This window comes from Citrobacter sp. S39 (assembly GCF_009495675.1).
Lineage (GTDB): Bacteria > Pseudomonadota > Gammaproteobacteria > Enterobacterales > Enterobacteriaceae > Citrobacter > Citrobacter freundii.
Window position 1 is genome coordinate 23,868 of the sequence record NZ_CP045555.1, and the last position, 16,964, is coordinate 40,831.

Annotated in this window: 14 protein-coding genes; 4 read left to right on the top strand and 10 right to left on the bottom strand. The window is 51.9% G+C overall.

All coding sequences use genetic code 11. The features are described from left to right. Positions 1 to 95: 95 nt before the first annotated feature. The 9 genes from bamA to rpsB form a co-directional block, all read right to left on the bottom strand. The gene (gene bamA / locus GFB57_RS00125) at positions 96 to 2,519 is read right to left on the bottom strand and encodes an outer membrane protein assembly factor BamA (RefSeq protein WP_003018536.1); all 2,424 of its coding nucleotides are present in this window, start codon (positions 2,517 to 2,519) and stop codon (positions 96 to 98) included. A 29-nt stretch (positions 2,520 to 2,548) separates the two neighbouring features. Further along, positions 2,549 to 3,901, bottom strand: a complete 1,353-nt coding sequence (gene rseP / locus GFB57_RS00130) for a sigma E protease regulator RseP (RefSeq protein WP_003018539.1) — start codon at positions 3,899 to 3,901, stop codon at positions 2,549 to 2,551. 11 nt (positions 3,902 to 3,912) lie between these two features. Next, entirely contained in the window at positions 3,913 to 4,770 is an 858-nt protein-coding gene (gene cdsA / locus GFB57_RS00135; protein WP_003018541.1) for a phosphatidate cytidylyltransferase, read from the bottom strand. Between the two features lie 12 nt (positions 4,771 to 4,782). After that, complete coding sequence (gene ispU / locus GFB57_RS00140; protein WP_003018543.1) at positions 4,783 to 5,541, bottom strand: (2E,6E)-farnesyl-diphosphate-specific ditrans,polycis-undecaprenyl-diphosphate synthase; 759 nt, start codon at positions 5,539 to 5,541, stop codon at positions 4,783 to 4,785. Positions 5,542 to 5,728: 187 nt separating this feature from the next. Then, a complete protein-coding gene (gene ispC, locus GFB57_RS00145) occupies positions 5,729 to 6,925 on the bottom strand; it encodes a 1-deoxy-D-xylulose-5-phosphate reductoisomerase (RefSeq protein WP_003018545.1) in 1,197 nt (398 codons plus the stop codon). Between the two features lie 110 nt (positions 6,926 to 7,035). Next, positions 7,036 to 7,593, bottom strand: a complete 558-nt coding sequence (frr, locus tag GFB57_RS00150) for a ribosome recycling factor (RefSeq protein WP_003018547.1) — start codon at positions 7,591 to 7,593, stop codon at positions 7,036 to 7,038. A gap of 139 nt (positions 7,594 to 7,732) precedes the next feature. Next, on the bottom strand, positions 7,733 to 8,458 hold the full coding sequence (gene pyrH, locus GFB57_RS00155; RefSeq protein WP_003018549.1) for a UMP kinase: 726 nt from the start codon (positions 8,456 to 8,458) through the stop codon (positions 7,733 to 7,735). A 145-nt stretch (positions 8,459 to 8,603) separates the two neighbouring features. Next, positions 8,604 to 9,455, bottom strand: coding sequence for a translation elongation factor Ts (gene tsf / locus GFB57_RS00160; RefSeq protein WP_003018551.1), 852 nt, complete (start codon positions 9,453 to 9,455; stop codon positions 8,604 to 8,606). Between the two features lie 136 nt (positions 9,456 to 9,591). Further along, positions 9,592 to 10,317 (bottom strand): 30S ribosomal protein S2, encoded by a 726-nt coding sequence (gene rpsB / locus GFB57_RS00165; RefSeq protein ID WP_003018553.1) that lies wholly within the window; start codon positions 10,315 to 10,317, stop codon positions 9,592 to 9,594. A gap of 324 nt (positions 10,318 to 10,641) precedes the next feature. Between rpsB and map the strand changes: the two genes are divergently transcribed. The 4 genes from map to GFB57_RS00185 all read left to right on the top strand — a co-directional run bounded on the left by map (position 10,642) and on the right by GFB57_RS00185 (position 15,574). Next, entirely contained in the window at positions 10,642 to 11,436 is a 795-nt protein-coding gene (map, locus tag GFB57_RS00170) for a type I methionyl aminopeptidase (protein ID WP_003018555.1), read from the top strand. 113 nt (positions 11,437 to 11,549) lie between these two features. Continuing rightward, on the top strand, positions 11,550 to 14,222 hold the full coding sequence (glnD, locus tag GFB57_RS00175; RefSeq protein WP_003018557.1) for a bifunctional uridylyltransferase/uridylyl-removing protein GlnD: 2,673 nt from the start codon (positions 11,550 to 11,552) through the stop codon (positions 14,220 to 14,222). A gap of 31 nt (positions 14,223 to 14,253) precedes the next feature. Then, on the top strand, positions 14,254 to 15,078 hold the full coding sequence (gene dapD, locus GFB57_RS00180; RefSeq protein ID WP_003018560.1) for a 2,3,4,5-tetrahydropyridine-2,6-dicarboxylate N-succinyltransferase: 825 nt from the start codon (positions 14,254 to 14,256) through the stop codon (positions 15,076 to 15,078). Between the two features lie 109 nt (positions 15,079 to 15,187). Next, positions 15,188 to 15,574 carry a DUF3461 family protein gene (locus GFB57_RS00185; protein WP_003018562.1) on the top strand — a complete coding sequence of 129 codons (387 nt, stop codon included), beginning with the start codon at positions 15,188 to 15,190 and terminating at the stop codon, positions 15,572 to 15,574. Positions 15,575 to 15,661: 87 nt separating this feature from the next. Here GFB57_RS00185 and cdaR read toward each other — a convergent pair whose 3' ends face one another. Continuing rightward, entirely contained in the window at positions 15,662 to 16,819 is a 1,158-nt protein-coding gene (cdaR, locus tag GFB57_RS00190; RefSeq protein ID WP_003018564.1) for a DNA-binding transcriptional regulator CdaR, read from the bottom strand. Positions 16,820 to 16,964 lie beyond the last annotated feature (145 nt).

The following is a 16,964-nucleotide window of genomic DNA, read 5'->3' on the forward strand; positions in this document are numbered from 1 at the left end:
CCCGAAGGTGCAGTTCTTTGCGTGGCCAGGCGATCCCATGCAAGATCGCCTAAAGTCATCGCTACACTACCACTACATTCCTTTGCGAAGAACAATTACCAGGTTTTACCAATGTTAAACTGGAACTGTTCCGCTTTGTCTCCATCGTACTTCTTGAACGGCTGGGCGTAGGAGAAAACCAACGGCCCCAATGGGGACATCCATTGTAAAGCGATACCCGCTGACATACGGATATTACTTGGATCACTGTAGTCCGGCACACCTATAGCACGTGTTTGAGCGCTATCCTGCCAGTTAGTATCCCAAACGGTACCCATATCCCAGAAGAACGAGGTACGAACCGAGTTGGCATACTTGTCGCTAATGAACGGCGTTGGGGTAATAAACTCCAGGCTGGCGACAGCCATGGCGTTACCGCCCACTGCGTCATCCGATTTACAGTCCTTACCGTCTGCGTTGGAACACTCTTCGTAGTCACTATTATCAGAACCACTGGCGTAAGCACCGTTTTTGTAGACTGCTTTTGGACCGATAGTATTCGACTGGAAGCCACGCACGGTGCTGGAACCACCTGCATAGAAGTTCTCATAGAACGGCATTTCTTTGCTGCCAATGCCGTCGCCATAGCCTACCTTCGTACGTCCTAAAACCACCCACTTGTGATCGTCATCGATCGGCACATAGGTCGCGGTATCCATCGACACTTTGTAGTATTCGTTATCAGAACCCGGAATGGTCACTTTACCGTTCAGGTTGACGCGTGTACCGTCCGTTGGGAAATATCCACGGTCCAGTTTGTTGTACGTCCAACCGTAGTTAAAGGTGAAGTCATCAGCGGCAAAGCTGTTGGTATTGGTCTCGCCCATTGACTCAAGATAACGATCCATCGCAACCTGCGGCTGCATGTTGGACAGTTTGTTATGTACATAACCCAGGCCGGCACGCAACGTGTTGTATTCGTTTACCGGGAAGCCAAGCGTTACGTCTGTACCATAACTTTTGTTGGTATAGTCGGACAGATCCGCATCATTCGCTTCAAAGTCGTTATAGAAGACACGGCCACCCAAGCTCACACCATCAACGGTGAAGTACGGGTTAGTCACAGACAACTCAGTATAGGTCTGGTAGTCGTTTTTGGTGCCGTTGATGCCAACAGAATAACCGGTACCTAACCAGTTATCTTGCTGAACGCCAGCCTGGAAGCTCACGCCGCTCTCGGTACCGTAACCGACGCCGAAGTTAAAGCTACCGGTGTTACGCTCTTTGACCTTGTAGACTACATCAACCTGATCCGGTCTGCCCGGAACACGCTGAGTATCGGTATCAACTGTTTCAAAGTAACCCAGACGGTTCAGACGCTCTTTACCCTGGTCGACCAGATCGCTGCCCAACCATGCACCTTCCATCTGACGCATTTCGCGACGCAGAACGGAATCTTTAGAGGTGTCGTTACCTTCAAAACGAATCTTACGCACATAGAAACGGTTACCCGCATCCACGTTTACGCGTAATTTAACGGTTTTGTCAGCGTCGTTGATTTCAGGCTGCGACTGTACGCGCGGATAGGCATAGCCATAGCGACCCAGGAGCTTCTTGATATCATCTTCCATTTTGGTCACTTTGGTGCCGTTATAGAGTTCACCTGGCTCGATCTTCGTCAGGGTCTCAATTTCGGCGGAGTGCCCGGCCAGGTTACCGCTCACCTGAACACCAGAAAGCTTGTACTGCTCGCCTTCTGTGATGTTAACGGTGATGTAGATACCTTTTTTATCCGGCGTCAGGCTGACCTGAGTAGAATCGATATTGAAGCGAGCATAACCGCGATCCAGATAGTAACTGCGCAGGGTTTCAAGGTCGCCCGCCAGTTTCTGTTTCTGGTATTTGCGATCGCCCACCACGTTCCACCACGGTACTTCATCACGCAACTGGAAGTGAGAGATAAGTTCGTCAGTCGTGAAGGCATGGTTGCCGACGATATTGATCTGTTGGATCTTCGCCGAAACACCTTCCTGGAAGACCAGCTTGAGGTCAACGCGGTTACGCGGCAACGGCGTCACCACCGCTTTCACACTGGCGCTGTACTTACCGACGCTATAGTAGAAATCTTCCAGGCCTTTTTCGATATCGGCAAGCGTGGTGCGATCCAGAGACTCGCCAACACGCACGCCAGACGCCTCGAGGTTTTGCTTGAGCATGTCATCTTTCACCGATTTATTACCGGAGAAAGTGATGCTGGCAATCGTCGGACGCTCTTTTACCTGAACCAGAAGGGTATCACCATCGCGCAGGACGCGGACATCCTCAAAGTTACCGGTGGCGAACAGAGCACGAATGGTATTACTGATGTCTTCATCATTAACCGTGTCGCCTGTGCGCACCGGCATACTGAGGAGAGCCGCACCAACGGCGACTCGCTGTAGGCCTTCGAAATGAATGTCCTTCACTACGAACCCTTCAGCACCGTATACGGTGGCGCTGCTAAACAGCAGCGACGCTATGAGCAACTTTTTCATCGCCATCGTTATTATGCGTTCTTCCTAACACTCTCTTACAACCGAGAGAAATCATTGAAAAGTGCAAGCCCCATTAACAACACCAGCAAGATAGAGCCAATGCGATAACTAAAGTCTTGAACCCGCTCGGATACCGGACCGCCCTTCAGCTTTTCAATCGCCAGGAACAGCAGATGCCCCCCGTCAAGAACGGGCAACGGAAACAGGTTGATTATCCCTAAGTTCACGCTGATAAGCGCAAGGAACATCAGGTAATAAATAACCCCGAACTCCGCTGACATCCCAGCCCCCTGGGCGATAGAAATCGGCCCACTGAGGTTGTTCAGTTTTACATCACCGGTAATCAATTTTCCCAGCATACTGACCGTCAGCTTCATCAACTGCCACGTTTTATCCGAGGCTTCGAGGATGGCGCTGAATGGCCCATACTGGCGTACAGTCTTATACTCATCAGGCAGAGGAATAACTTTAGGCACCACGCCCGCAAAACCTTCTGCCTTCCCGTTAACCTGTTTTGAATCTGGGGTTAACGTTAAAGACAAGGAACTTCCTTGTCTTTCAATATCTAGCGCTAACGGCTTATCCGGATTATCGCGCACCAGCGTCACAAACGTCATCCATTGCGTCAGCGGCTGACCATTGACTTTAACGATCCTGTCGCCTGCTTGCAAACCTGCCTTACTTGCAGCGGAGTTAACCTGCACTTCTGACAGCACCGGTTCAATCTGCGGACCGCGCGGACGAATCCCTAAACTGGAGACGGGATCCTCTTTGTCTGGCTCAAATGCCCACTGACGTAAATCCAGCGTTTTGTCCTGACGCTGGTTACTGCCAAACTGCGCTACGCTGAGAGTCGTATGCTCATCGCCAATTTTGGCTACCAGTTGCAATCTCACGGCATCCCAATCAGGGGTTTCGATACCATCAACCGCTTTTAGTTCCGTACCCGGCTGAATTTGCGCCTGCGCGGCAATCGAGTTGGGTGTTATTTCACCAACAACCGGACGAACGCCAGGGACACCGATGATAAACACCAGCCAGTAAGCGAAAATAGCAAAAAGGAAGTTTGCAATCGGACCTGCGGCGATGATGGCTGCGCGTTGTCCAACCGTTTTATTGTTGAAAGCGTAATGGCGCAGCTCCGGTGCGACTGGTTCAGCGCGCTCATCCAGCATTTTGACGTAACCGCCGAGGGGAATCAGGGCGATAACGTATTCCGTACCTAATTTATCGGTACGCCGCCAAAGCGCTTTTCCAAAACCAATGGAAAAGCGTTCGACGCGGACTCCGCAGCGCCGCGCAACCCAGAAATGACCAAATTCATGCACGGTGATAAGCACACCAAGTGCGACAATGAATGCAGCCAGATTCCAGAGAATACTCAGCATAAGACCATCCGTTAGAGCGTCCTGAATACCAGTAACAACAGGCAGGCAAAGACCGGTACCGCAGCCGTCAGGCTATCAATACGGTCCAGAATACCACCGTGTCCTGGAATTAAGTGACCACTATCCTTAATACCTGCTTCACGCTTAAACATACTCTCGGTCAGGTCACCCAGCACGGAGGCCAGGGCTGCAACGATGGAGCAAATGAGCAAGGTGACAGGCGCAACTTCAAGATTCGCCCACATGCCATAACCCCATGAGATCACGGCCGCAGTGGCGAGTCCGCCAATAAAACCCTGCCAGGTTTTACCAGGAGAAACCTTCGGTGCCAGCTTATGTTTGCCAAACAGCTTACCAAACATATACGCACCAGAGTCCGCTCCCCAAACGAGGATCATGACATACAGCAGCCATAGCGCGCCACTATAATGATTCTCATCATAGTGCCATGCACGTAGCGCCAGCATTCCCCAAAAGAACGGAACAATGGTTAACACGCCGAAAATTATGCGTAATGTTTTGGAATTACGCCAGACCGACGCAGAGCCGGGATAAAACAATACCAGCAACAGCGCCACGACCCACCAGCCCAGCGACGCCCACAGCGATACTTCAACCAGCGGCTGATGAATATTGCGATGGTATTCCGGCAGTAAGAACAGCATTAGCGCCAGCAATAGCCCGCACAAAACCGCCAGCCAGACTCGCTGTGTACGCGTGGTAAAACCGCTTAACTGTCCCCATTCCCAGGCGGCCAGCATACAAACGACCAGCGTGACAATGGCGAACCCCACCGGCGGCAGCAAAAACAGCGCCGCGATGACAACGGGTATTAAAACAAAAGCAGAAATCAGGCGATACTTCAGCAAAAGCGACCCCCATCAGGCTTTTTCATCACCGGGCTCGGTGCCGCCGAAACGACGCTCACGATTAGCAAAGGCATGCAGCGCACCTTCAAAGTCTTGTTCATCGAAATCGGGCCAGAGAACATCCGTAAAGTAAAGTTCGGCATAGGCAATTTGCCACAACAGAAAATTACTAATTCGATGCTCTCCCCCAGTCCTTATCACTAAATCCACAGGAGCCAGTTCATGCATACAAATTTGCTGCCCAAGCATCTCTTCATCGATTTGCTCTGGACGCAGCAGACCATCCTGCACCTGTTGTGCCAATTGCCTGACCCCCTGGACTATATCCCACCGTCCACCGTAATTCGCTGCAATATTCAGCGTCAACCCGGTATTCTGGGCAGTAATCGCTTCTGATTTGCGAATCCGTTCTTGCAAACGAGAGTTAAATCGACTGATATCCCCGATAATACGCAGACGTACGTTATGGCGGTGCAGGTTTTTCACTTCACTATCAAGTGCCCACACAAACAGTTCCATTAACGCGCTCACTTCCTGCGCAGGTCGGTTCCAGTTCTCACTGCTAAAGGCATACAGCGTTAACGCATCAATACCGTTATTGGCAGCAAAAGAGACAGCCCGGCGGACGGATTTTGCTCCGGCCTTATGCCCAAAGGCGCGAATCTTCCCTTGCTTTTTCGCCCAGCGGCCATTGCCATCCATGATAATTGCGACATGGCGACAACCATGTGCTGGCAAATTTTCGCTTAATGGTTTAGTTGCAGACAACATAACGCGTTATTAGTCCCTGAAAGGATTTACGGTACTCAGGAATACTGAAGCCCATCCACAAAAAAGCCGTGTCAAACCACGGCTTACCCGACCGAAAAAAAGCAAATACCCGCGATCGGGTGGCGCAGACTATATCACTGAAGCCCAACGCTAACAAATAGCACGATTCTCCGTAGAGGGATTATCATCAGCTTGAGAGTCGCATCACTTCTTTTCTGGCGACGTCCCGCGCGATGGCATCAACCTTCAGCACGTCATCAACGCTCTGCGGCTCCTGCAAATCCATCTTATCCAGCACGGATATATTCAGGTCAGCAATATCGGTAAATCGGATCTGCTGCGCCAGAAACGCGGCAACGGTAATTTCATTCGCAGCATTAAGTGCGGTCGTCGCCGCCTGCCCTTGCTCAAACGCGTCCATCGCCAGTTTCAGGCACGGATAACGCTGGTAATCAGGTGCAGAAAACGTCAGCGCACTGAGTTTGCAAAAATCGACAGGCTTAACACCGGACGTCACTCGTTCTGGCCATGCCATGGTATGGGCAATAGGTGTACGCATGTCCGGTTCACCCAACTGCGCCAGAACACTACCATCCTGATAACGGACCATCGAATGAATAACCGACTGCGGGTGAATCAGCACTTCCATCTGGCTTGCACTGGCATTAAATAGCCAACGCGCTTCAATGTATTCCAGACCTTTGTTCATCATGGTGGCGGAATCGACAGAGATTTTTCGTCCCATCGACCAATTCGGATGACGACATGCCTGATCGGGGGTCATAGAGACCAGATCGCGCAATGGCGTTTCACGGAATGGGCCACCAGACCCGGTAAGCAGAACTGACATGACGCCGTTTTGCTCAAGGTCAGCGTATCCCAGATTGTGTTGGATAGGTTGCGGTAAACTCTGAAAAATCGCGTTATGCTCGCTATCTACCGGCAAAAGCTGCGCTTTGTGACGTTTCACGTCGTCCATAAACAGACGACCGCAGGTCACCAGAGACTCTTTGTTCGCCAGTAAAATACTTTTGCTCGCACGAATTGCCGCCAGCGTTGGCAATAAGCCCGCTGCGCCGACAATTGCCGCCATGACCTGATCAACATCATCCAGCGCAGCCATATCACAGGCAGCCTGCTGACCGCTCATGACCTCAGTGCGACTGCCCTGCTCCAGCAGAGCTGCTTTTACCAACGCAGCGCTTTTTTCATCGTCCATTACCGCATAGCGAGGAGAAAACTCCAGGCATTGCTCTACCATGCGGGCGACATTTTTACCCGCCACCAACGCAGTAACACGAAATTTTTCCGGGTTATGGCGTACTACATCCAGCGTACTGCAACCAATGGAACCGGTTGATCCCAGGATGGTTAATTGCTTCATGAGACATCCAGAAGAATTTTACCCTTTAAGGTATATAGACAGAAAAAAGCAAAACGCCGCCATCCAGCCTTCTCAGGCCTTCTAAGCGGCGTTTTTAGCGTACAGGCGAATCAGAACTGCATCAGTTCCGCTTCTTTCTCTGCCAGCGCCGCATCAACTTTCTTGATTGCAGCGTCAGTCAGTTTCTGTACGTCGTCCTGAGAACGGCGATCGTCATCTTCGCTGATCTCTTTTTCTTTCAACAACGCTTTCACTTTGTCGTTTGCATCGCGGCGTACATTACGTACCGCAACACGCGCGCCTTCAGCTTCGCCACGCACGATCTTGGTCAGATCTTTACGACGTTCTTCGGTCAGCGGCGGCAGCGGAACGCGGATGTCGGAACCCGCAGAGCTTGGATTCAGACCGAGGTCGGAAGCCATGATGGCTTTCTCAACGGCTGGCCCCATAGAACGGTCAAACACGTTGATTTTCAGGGTACGGGAATCTTCAACCGTTACGCTTGCCAGTTGGCGCAGCGGAGTCGGTGTGCCGTAATATTCCACGACAATACCATCCAGCAGGCTAGGAGAAGCACGACCCGTGCGAATTTTGCTGATTTGGTTTTTGAACGCTTCGACGCATTTGTCCATGCGTACTTCAGCATCTTTTCTGATATCGTTGATCACGTTACGAATCCTTGAAAGCTTGTTTCAGTCAGACCATACCCGCCGCGCAAGATGTGACAAGTATAGTCTTGATTAATTTTGAGGGACGTATCCCGCGACATTAAAGCGGAATATTACCTGCATTTAGCCGCAACGGGAATTATTCCGTGATTAACGTGCCTTCTTTTTCACCCATAACAACACGGCGCAGTGCACCTGGTTTGTTCATGTTAAAGACACGAATCGGTAATTTGTGGTCACGAGCCAGCGTGAACGCAGCCAGATCCATGACTTTCAGCTCTTTATCCAGTACTTCAGTGTAGGTCAACTGTTCGTACATGGTCGCCGTCGGATCTTTAGCCGGGTCGGCAGTAAATACGCCATCGACTTTGGTAGCTTTCAGTACCACATCCGCTTCAATTTCAATACCACGCAGGCAGGCTGCTGAATCGGTGGTGAAGAACGGATTGCCGGTACCCGCAGACAAAATAACAACGCGGTTGTTACGCAGCAGGCTGATAGCTTCAGCCCAACTGTAGTTATCACACACGCCGTTCAGAGGAATTGCGGACATCAAGCGAGCGTTCACATAGGCGCGGTGAAGCGCATCGCGCATCGCCAGACCGTTCATTACGGTGGCTAACATGCCCATGTGGTCGCCCACAACGCGGTTCATCCCTGCTTTCGCCAGACCAGCGCCACGGAACAGGTTACCACCACCAATCACTACGCCAACCTGAATACCCAGCTCAACCAGCTCTTTGATTTCCTGAGCCATGCGGTCAAGGATGCTTGCATCAATACCGAAGCCTTCCGAACCTTGCAGAGCTTCGCCACTTAACTTAAGCAGAATACGTTTGTAGACGGGTTTTGCATTGGTAGCCATGTTTCTTTCCTGAGACTGTCAACGAATGAGATGAGTTAATTCCAGCGACATTGTATGTCGCTTTTCAGCAGGACCACTATAGCGGTTCGCTGAATTTACAAGCCAGACACAAAAAGAAGCCGCCCTCAGGCGGCTCCTTTCAAAATTAAGACTGCTTGGACATCGCAGCAACTTCTGCTGCAAAGTCAGTCTCAACTTTCTCGATGCCTTCACCCACTTCAAAGCGGATGAAGCCTGTTACGTCAGCGTTATGCTCTTTCAGCAGCTGACCAACAGATTTGCTCGGTTCCATGACGAAAGGCTGACCGGTCAGAGAAACTTCGCCGGTGAATTTCTTCATGCGGCCTTCAACCATTTTCTCTGCGATTTCTTTCGGCTTGCCAGACTGCATAGCGATGTCCAGCTGAACCTGGTATTCTTTTTCTACCACTTCAGCGGAAACGTCTTCCGGCTTAACGAATTCTGGTTTGCTTGCAGCAACGTGCATTGCCAGCTGTTTAACCAGTTCTTCGTCAGCGCCAGTTGCAGCAACCAGAACACCGATACGAGCACCATGCTGGTAGTTACCCAGAACTTCGCCTTCCAGGGAAGCAACGCGACGGATGTTGATGTTCTCACCGATTTTAGCAACCAGAGCAACACGTTCTTCTTCGAACTGTGCTTTCAGAACTTCAACGTCAGTGATTTTGCCAGCAACGGCAGCGTCCAGTACTTTGTCAGCAAATGCCTGGAAACCAGCATCTTTAGCAACGAAGTCAGTCTGGCAGTTAACTTCCAGAATGAAAGCGATGTTGCCGTCGATTTTGGTTTTGATTACGCCGTCAGCAGCAACGTTGCCTGCTTTTTTCGCCGCTTTGATTGCACCGGACTTACGCATGTTTTCGATTGCCAGCTCGATGTCGCCATTAGCTTCAGTCAGTGCTTTTTTGCAATCCATCATGCCTGCGCCAGTACGCTCACGCAGCTCTTTTACCAGGGATGCGGTAATTTCAGCCATTCTAAAATCCTCGGAAGATTTGATCTGCCCGGCATGAAACCGCACAGATTTAAAAGTGAAAAAGGGGGCCATATACAGGCCCCCTAACCAAACGTGATACTACCTGGTCTATAAGGGCTCTAACGAGCGTGCCTTATTATTCAGCTTCTACGAAGCTTTCTTCCGCCTGGGAAGCCAGATCCTGAGAACGGCCTTCACGAACGGTAGTAGCTACAGCGCCCAGGTACAGGGTCACAGCACGGATTGCGTCGTCGTTACCCGGGATAACGAAGTCAACACCGTCCGGATCAGAGTTGGTATCAACGATTGCAAATACTGGGATACCCAGGTTGTTTGCTTCTTTGATAGCAATGTGCTCGTGGTCAGCATCGATTACGAACAGAGCGTCCGGCAGACCGCCCATGTCTTTGATACCGCCCAGGCTGTTTTCCAGTTTCTCAAGCTCACGAGTACGCATCAGCGCTTCTTTCTTGGTCAGCTTTTCGAAAGTACCGTCCTGAGACTGAGTTTCCAGATCTTTCAGACGTTTGATGGACTGACGAACGGTTTTCCAGTTAGTCAGCATACCGCCCAGCCAGCGATGGTTCACGAAGAACTGGTCGCAGCTGTTAGCAGCTTCTTTCACCGCTTCGCTTGCAGCGCGTTTAGTACCAACGAAAAGGATTTTACCTTTACGAGCAGAGATCTTGTTCAGTTCAGCCAGAGCTTCGTTGAACATCGGTACAGTTTTCTCAAGGTTGATGATGTGAACTTTGTTACGCGCACCGAAGATGAACGGCTTCATTTTCGGGTTCCAGTAACGGGTCTGGTGACCGAAGTGAACACCAGCCTTGAGCATGTCGCGCATGGAAACAGTTGCCATGATTAAAACCTCTATATATAAAAGTTGGGGTTAAGCCTCCACGCATCCCATATTACCGACCCCAAAGGGCACCCCGGAATATGTGCCGATACGTGTGTGTTGTTACACAAAGTGAGATTTTTCGCTCCCGTCCATCGTGTGTAGTCTTCGAATGGATCGGAAGTCCGGCGCGCTTTATACCACAAATACGCCATAGACACCAATAATTGTTGGCACTGTGTGCTGTTAATGATTCTCAATTTGGCAGCACGTATGCGGGACTGATACCATTGGCAGCACTTAAACAATTATTGCCGATATCATCGGCACTGATGGACAGAATTCATGGCTATCTCAATCAAGACCCCTGAAGAAATCGAAAAAATGCGCGTCGCTGGCCGCCTGGCCGCTGATGTACTGGAAATGATCGAACCGTTTGTTAAACCGGGCGTCAGCACCGGCGAGCTGGATCGTATCTGTAATGACTATATCGTGAATGAGCAGCAGGCCATTTCCGCCTGCCTGGGTTACCACGGCTATCCGAAGTCCGTGTGTATCTCTATTAATGAAGTGGTGTGCCACGGGATCCCGGACGACGCCAAACTTCTGAAAGACGGCGATATCGTCAACATCGATGTGACTGTGATTAAAGACGAGTACCACGGCGACACCTCGAAAATGTTTATCGTCGGCAAACCTACTATTCTGGGCGAGCGTCTGTGCCGCGTCACGCAGGAAAGCCTGTATCTGGCGCTGCGGATGGTGAAACCGGGCATTCGCCTGCGCACGCTGGGCGCTGCAATTCAGAAATATGCGGAAGGTGAAGGTTTCTCTGTCGTTCGTGAATACTGCGGTCACGGTATCGGTCGCGGCTTCCATGAAGAGCCGCAGGTTCTGCACTACGATGCAGACGACGGCGGTGTGGTACTGCAGCCGGGCATGACGTTCACCGTAGAACCGATGCTGAATGCCGGTGATTACCGCATCCGCACCATGAAAGACGGCTGGACGGTGAAAACCAAAGACCGGAGCTTGTCTGCACAGTACGAGCATACTATTGTAGTGACGGAAAACGGCTGTGAGATTCTGACGTTACGCAAGGATGACACCATCCCGGCGATCATCACACACGGCGAATAATGTTTTGCCTGATGGCGATACATTCGCATCTTATCAGGCCTACAAATTGTACTACTTAGTAGGCCGGGTAAGGCGTTCACGCCATCATCCGGCTTTTTAATGGGTGGCGCATAATGAATACTCTTCCTGAACAGCACGCAAATACTGCCCTCCCCACCCTGCCTGGCCAGCCACAAAACCCAGGGACATGGCCACAGCACGACCTCAACTGCACCGGTATTAAAGCGCATATCGACACCTTCCAGAGCTGGTTAGGCGAAGCGTTTGACAGTGGAATTTCCGCAGAACAGCTCATTGAGGCCCGCACCGAATTTATTGATCAGTTGCTTCAGCGCCTGTGGATTGAAGCCGGTTTCGGTCAAATTGCCGACCTGGCGCTGGTTGCCGTTGGCGGCTACGGGCGCGGCGAACTGCATCCGCTCTCCGATATTGACCTGCTGATCCTCAGTCGTAAAAAGCTACCTGATTCGCAGGCAGAAAAAGTCGGTGAGCTGTTAACGCTGCTATGGGACGTGAGGCTGGAGGTTGGGCACAGCGTGCGTACGCTGGAAGAGTGTCTGCTGGAAGGATTATCAGATTTAACCGTCGCCACTAACCTGATTGAAACACGCCTGCTTATCGGCGATGTGGCGTTATTTCTTGAGCTGCAAAAGCATATTTTTAGCGAAGGTTTCTGGCCGTCCGATAAATTTTACGCCGCCAAAGTGGAAGAGCAAAATCAGCGCCACCAGCGTTATCACGGCACCAGCTACAACCTGGAGCCGGATATCAAAAGCAGTCCCGGCGGCCTGCGCGATATCCATACTCTGCAATGGGTGGCCCGTCGCCATTTTGGCGCCACCTCGCTGGACGAAATGGTCGGCTTCGGCTTTTTGACGCTGGCAGAACGCGCCGAACTGAATGAATGTTTGCATATCCTGTGGCGGATTCGCTTCGCCCTGCATCTGGTCGTTAGTCGTTACGACAACCGCCTGCTGTTTGACCGCCAACTCAGCGTGGCGCAACGGCTAAACTACGGCGGCGAAGGCAACGAGCCGATCGAGCGGATGATGAAAGACTATTTCCGGGTCACGCGACGGGTCAGCGAACTGAACCATATGCTGTTGCAACTGTTCGACGAAGCGATCCTCGCCCTGCCAGCCGATGAAAAACCGCGCCCGATTGATGACGACTTTCAACTGCGCGGCACATTGATCGATCTGCGCAACGACGACCTGTTTATCCGTAAACCCGAAGCGATATTGCGGATGTTCTACATCATGGTACGTAACAGCGCGATCAGCGGGATTTACTCCACCACGCTGCGCCATTTGCGTCATGCCCGCCGTCATTTAACCCAGCCACTCTGCTACATTCCGGAAGCGCGTTCGCTGTTTCTCAGTATGTTGCGCCATCCGGGCGCGGTGAGTCGCGGCCTGCTGCCGATGCATCGGCACAGCGTTTTGTGGGCCTATATGCCGCAATGGTCGCACATTGTCGGCCAAATGCAGTTTGACCTGTTTCATGCCTATACGGTGGATGAGCACACTATCCGTGTGATGCTCAAGCTGGAGAGTTTTGCTAACGAAGAGACCCGTCCGCGCCATCCGCTGTGCGTGGATCTGTGGCCGCGCTTGCGACAGCCGGAGCTAATTCTGATTGCCGCGCTGTTCCACGATATCGCCAAAGGTCGCGGCGGCGATCACTCGGTTCTCGGCGCCCAGGACGTGCTCAAATTCGCCGAGCTGCACAGTCTGAACTCGCGTGAAACGCAGCTGATCGTCTGGCTGGTGCGTCAGCATTTGCTGATGTCGGTGACCGCTCAGCGCCGTGATATTCAGGATCCGGAAGTGATCAAGCAATTCGCTGAAGAAGTACAAACGGAACATCGTCTGCGCTTTTTAGTGTGCCTGACCGTCGCGGATATTTGCGCTACTAACGAAACGCTGTGGAATAGCTGGAAGCAAAGTCTGCTGCGCGAGCTGTACTTTGCGACGGAAAAACAGCTACGTCGAGGGATGCAAAACACGCCAGATATGCGCGAACGCGTTCGCCATCATCAGCTTCAGGCACTGGCGCTACTGCGTATGGACAACATTGATGAAGAAGCCCTGCACCACATCTGGTCGCGCTGTCGCGCCAACTATTTCGTGCGCCACAGCCCAAATCAACTGGCCTGGCATGCGCGTCATCTGCTGCAGCACGATCTCAGTAAGCCGCTAATCCTGCTCAGCCCGCAGGCCACGCGCGGCGGAACGGAAATTTTCATCTGGAGCCCCGATCGCCCTTACCTGTTTGCCGCCGTCTGCGCCGAACTGGACAGGCGCAATCTAAGCGTCCACGATGCGCAGATTTTCACTACCCGCGATGGGATGGCGATGGATACGTTCATCGTGCTGGAACCGGACGGCAGCCCGCTGTCTTCAGACAGACACGAAGCGATCCGTTTTGGACTGGAACAGACCATCACGCAGCGCAGCTGGCAGCCACCGCAACCACGTCGTCAGCCGGCAAAATTACGCCACTTTACCGTCGATACCGAGGTTAATTTCCTGCCGACCCACACCGACCGAAAATCATTTCTTGAGCTTATCGCTCTCGACCAGCCTGGACTGCTGGCGCGGGTCGGGCAGATTTTTGCCGATCTGGGAATTTCGCTGCATGGCGCCCGAATTACAACCATTGGCGAGCGAGTAGAAGATTTATTCATAATCGCCACCGCCGACCGGCGCGCCCTTAATAATGAGCTGCAGCAGGAAGTGCATCAACGGTTGACAGAGGCCCTCAATCCAAACGATAAAGGGTGATGTTTTTATTTATTATGGAAAGAGTTTAACAATGCAGCAGTTACAGAACGTTATTGAGTCCGCTTTCGAGCGCCGTGCCGACATTACTCCGGCAAATGTAGATACCGTAACCCGCGAAGCGGTGAATCAGGTTATTGCTTTACTGGATTACGGTGCACTGCGCGTCGCAGAAAAGATTGAGGGTCAGTGGGTCACGCATCAGTGGCTGAAAAAGGCGGTCCTGCTCTCTTTCCGTATTAACGATAATCAGGTTATCGAGGGTGCGGAAAGCCGTTACTTCGATAAAGTGCCGATGAAATTCGCCAACTACGACGAAGCACGCTTCCAGAAAGAAGGTTTCCGCGTGGTTCCGCCAGCGGCCGTACGCCAGGGTGCGTTTATCGCCCGTAACACCGTGCTGATGCCGTCTTACGTGAACATCGGCGCTTATGTGGATGAAGGTACGATGGTTGATACCTGGGCGACCGTGGGTTCCTGCGCGCAAATTGGTAAAAACGTTCACCTGTCCGGCGGCGTTGGCATCGGTGGCGTACTGGAGCCGTTACAGGCTAACCCGACCATCATCGAAGACAACTGCTTCATCGGCGCACGTTCTGAAGTGGTTGAAGGCGTGATCGTCGAAGAAGGCTCTGTTATCTCTATGGGCGTGTACATTGGTCAGAGCACCCGTATTTACGATCGTGAAACCGGCGAAGTGCATTATGGCCGCGTTCCGGCGGGCTCTGTGGTTGTCTCCGGCAACCTGCCGTCGAAAGATGGCAAATACAGCCTGTACTGCGCGGTGATTGTGAAGAAAGTCGATGCCAAAACGCGTGGCAAAGTAGGAATCAACGAACTGTTACGCACCATCGACTAACAGTGATTTGAAAAAGCGGGCTTAGCCCGCTTTTTTTACATCTGCGAGTGGCATAAACAAGGCTTTTCGTTAATTATTCAATGGTTATGGTGAGCTTAAGGGTACCGCTATGTATGACAATCTGAAAAGTCTGGGCATTACTAATCCTGAAGAAATCGATCGTTACAGCCTGCGGCAAGAAGCCAACAACGATATCCTGAAAATCTATTTCCAGAAGGATAAAGGCGAGTTTTTTGCCAAGAGCGTGAAGTTCAAATATCCCCGTCAGCGTAAAACGGTTGTCGCCGATGGCGTCGGCCAGGGTTACAAAGAAGTGCAGGAGATCAGTCCCAACCTGCGCTATGTAATCGACGAACTGGATCAGATCTGCCAGCGCGATCGCAGCGAAGTCGATCTTAAACGCAAGATCCTTGATGATTTACGTCATCTGGAAAGCGTCGTGACCAACAAGATCAGCGAAATTGAAGCCGATCTGGAAAAACTAACGCGTAAATAACCGCGAGTGAATGTGTTCGTAGGCCGGGTAAGGCGAAACCGCCCCCCGGCATTTTGCCTGATAAGCGTAGCGCCAACAGGCAAGGAATTAATGCTGCTCATCCAGTTGTAGCGCGACATACAGCAGCAATCGGTCGTCAAAATTCCCTAAATCCAGCCCGGTCAGCTCTGAAATTCGATTCAGGCGATATTCCAGCGTATTACGGTGGATAAATAACGCTTTTGAGGTCGCCAGCGGCTGAACGTTATGCCGAAACCACGCCGCTAATGTTCGACGCAGTAAGCCGTTGTTATCCATTGCTTTCAGCCGTACCAACGGACGCGCCAGCTCGTTGGCCTGCCAGCCGCCGCGCAGGCTGTCCAGCAGAACTGGCAGCATCAAATCCTGGTAGAAATAGCTACGACTTTCCGGCATCCGTTGCTTGCCGACCATCATGGTCGTGCGCGCCGTACGATACGAACGGGCAATACTGCCTGGCCCGGTAAAATAGTTGCCCAGCGACACGCGAAAACGCAGCTGTCCGTTCTCTTTCATGCGAGCAATGAGCTGCTCAACACGCTTGCGGTGATCTTCCGCGTCCCAGCGACCAAACTGATTGAGCGCCGGTTTCAGCACCACCATCTCGGTCAGGGAAACAATCGCAATCAGATTATTACGTTCAGGCGTAGTCAACGCGTTCTGCAATTGCTGTAGCTCCGCCATCGCGCTGTCAACGCCAAGCTGGCCACTATCAACCTCTACCACTGCCACCACGCGCGGCTGGTTCAAATCAATGCCTAAACGTTGCGCCCACTCCATCAGCGCCGGGGTATTCTCTTCCGCCTGAATCAGATTCATCACCAGCTCTTCACGCAGGCGGCTATCCTGCGCTAACAGATGCATCAGGCGCGACTGCTCCAGCATCATTTCGGCTGTCATGCACACCAGCTCGCCGTATTTACGCAGATGTTCCGGTTCACCGGTAAGCCCGATAACGCCAACGATTTCGCCTTCCAGGCGCAACGGCAGGTTTATCCCCTGACGCACGCCGTGCAAATGCCTCGCCACTGCATCGTCAATGTCCACCACCCGGCCCTGCGAAAGCACCAGCAGCGCACCTTCGTGCAATTCACCAATGCGTTCGCGATCGCCACTGCCAATGATCCGCCCACGGGCATCCATTACGTTGATATTGGTATCAATGATGCGCATGGTTCGCGCCACGATATCCTGCGCCATTTTGGTATCAAGATGCCAGCCAGCCATAAACCCCTCCTGTGAGCAGAGCTCAAGCATAGGGAAGATAATAAGCGGCGACATTGTGCAAATGCACAAAGCGGAAGGGAGAAATATGGAGTTGTGGGAGGTATCACAAAAAGAACCCCTTCCTGTACAGGAAGGGGTTGAGGGA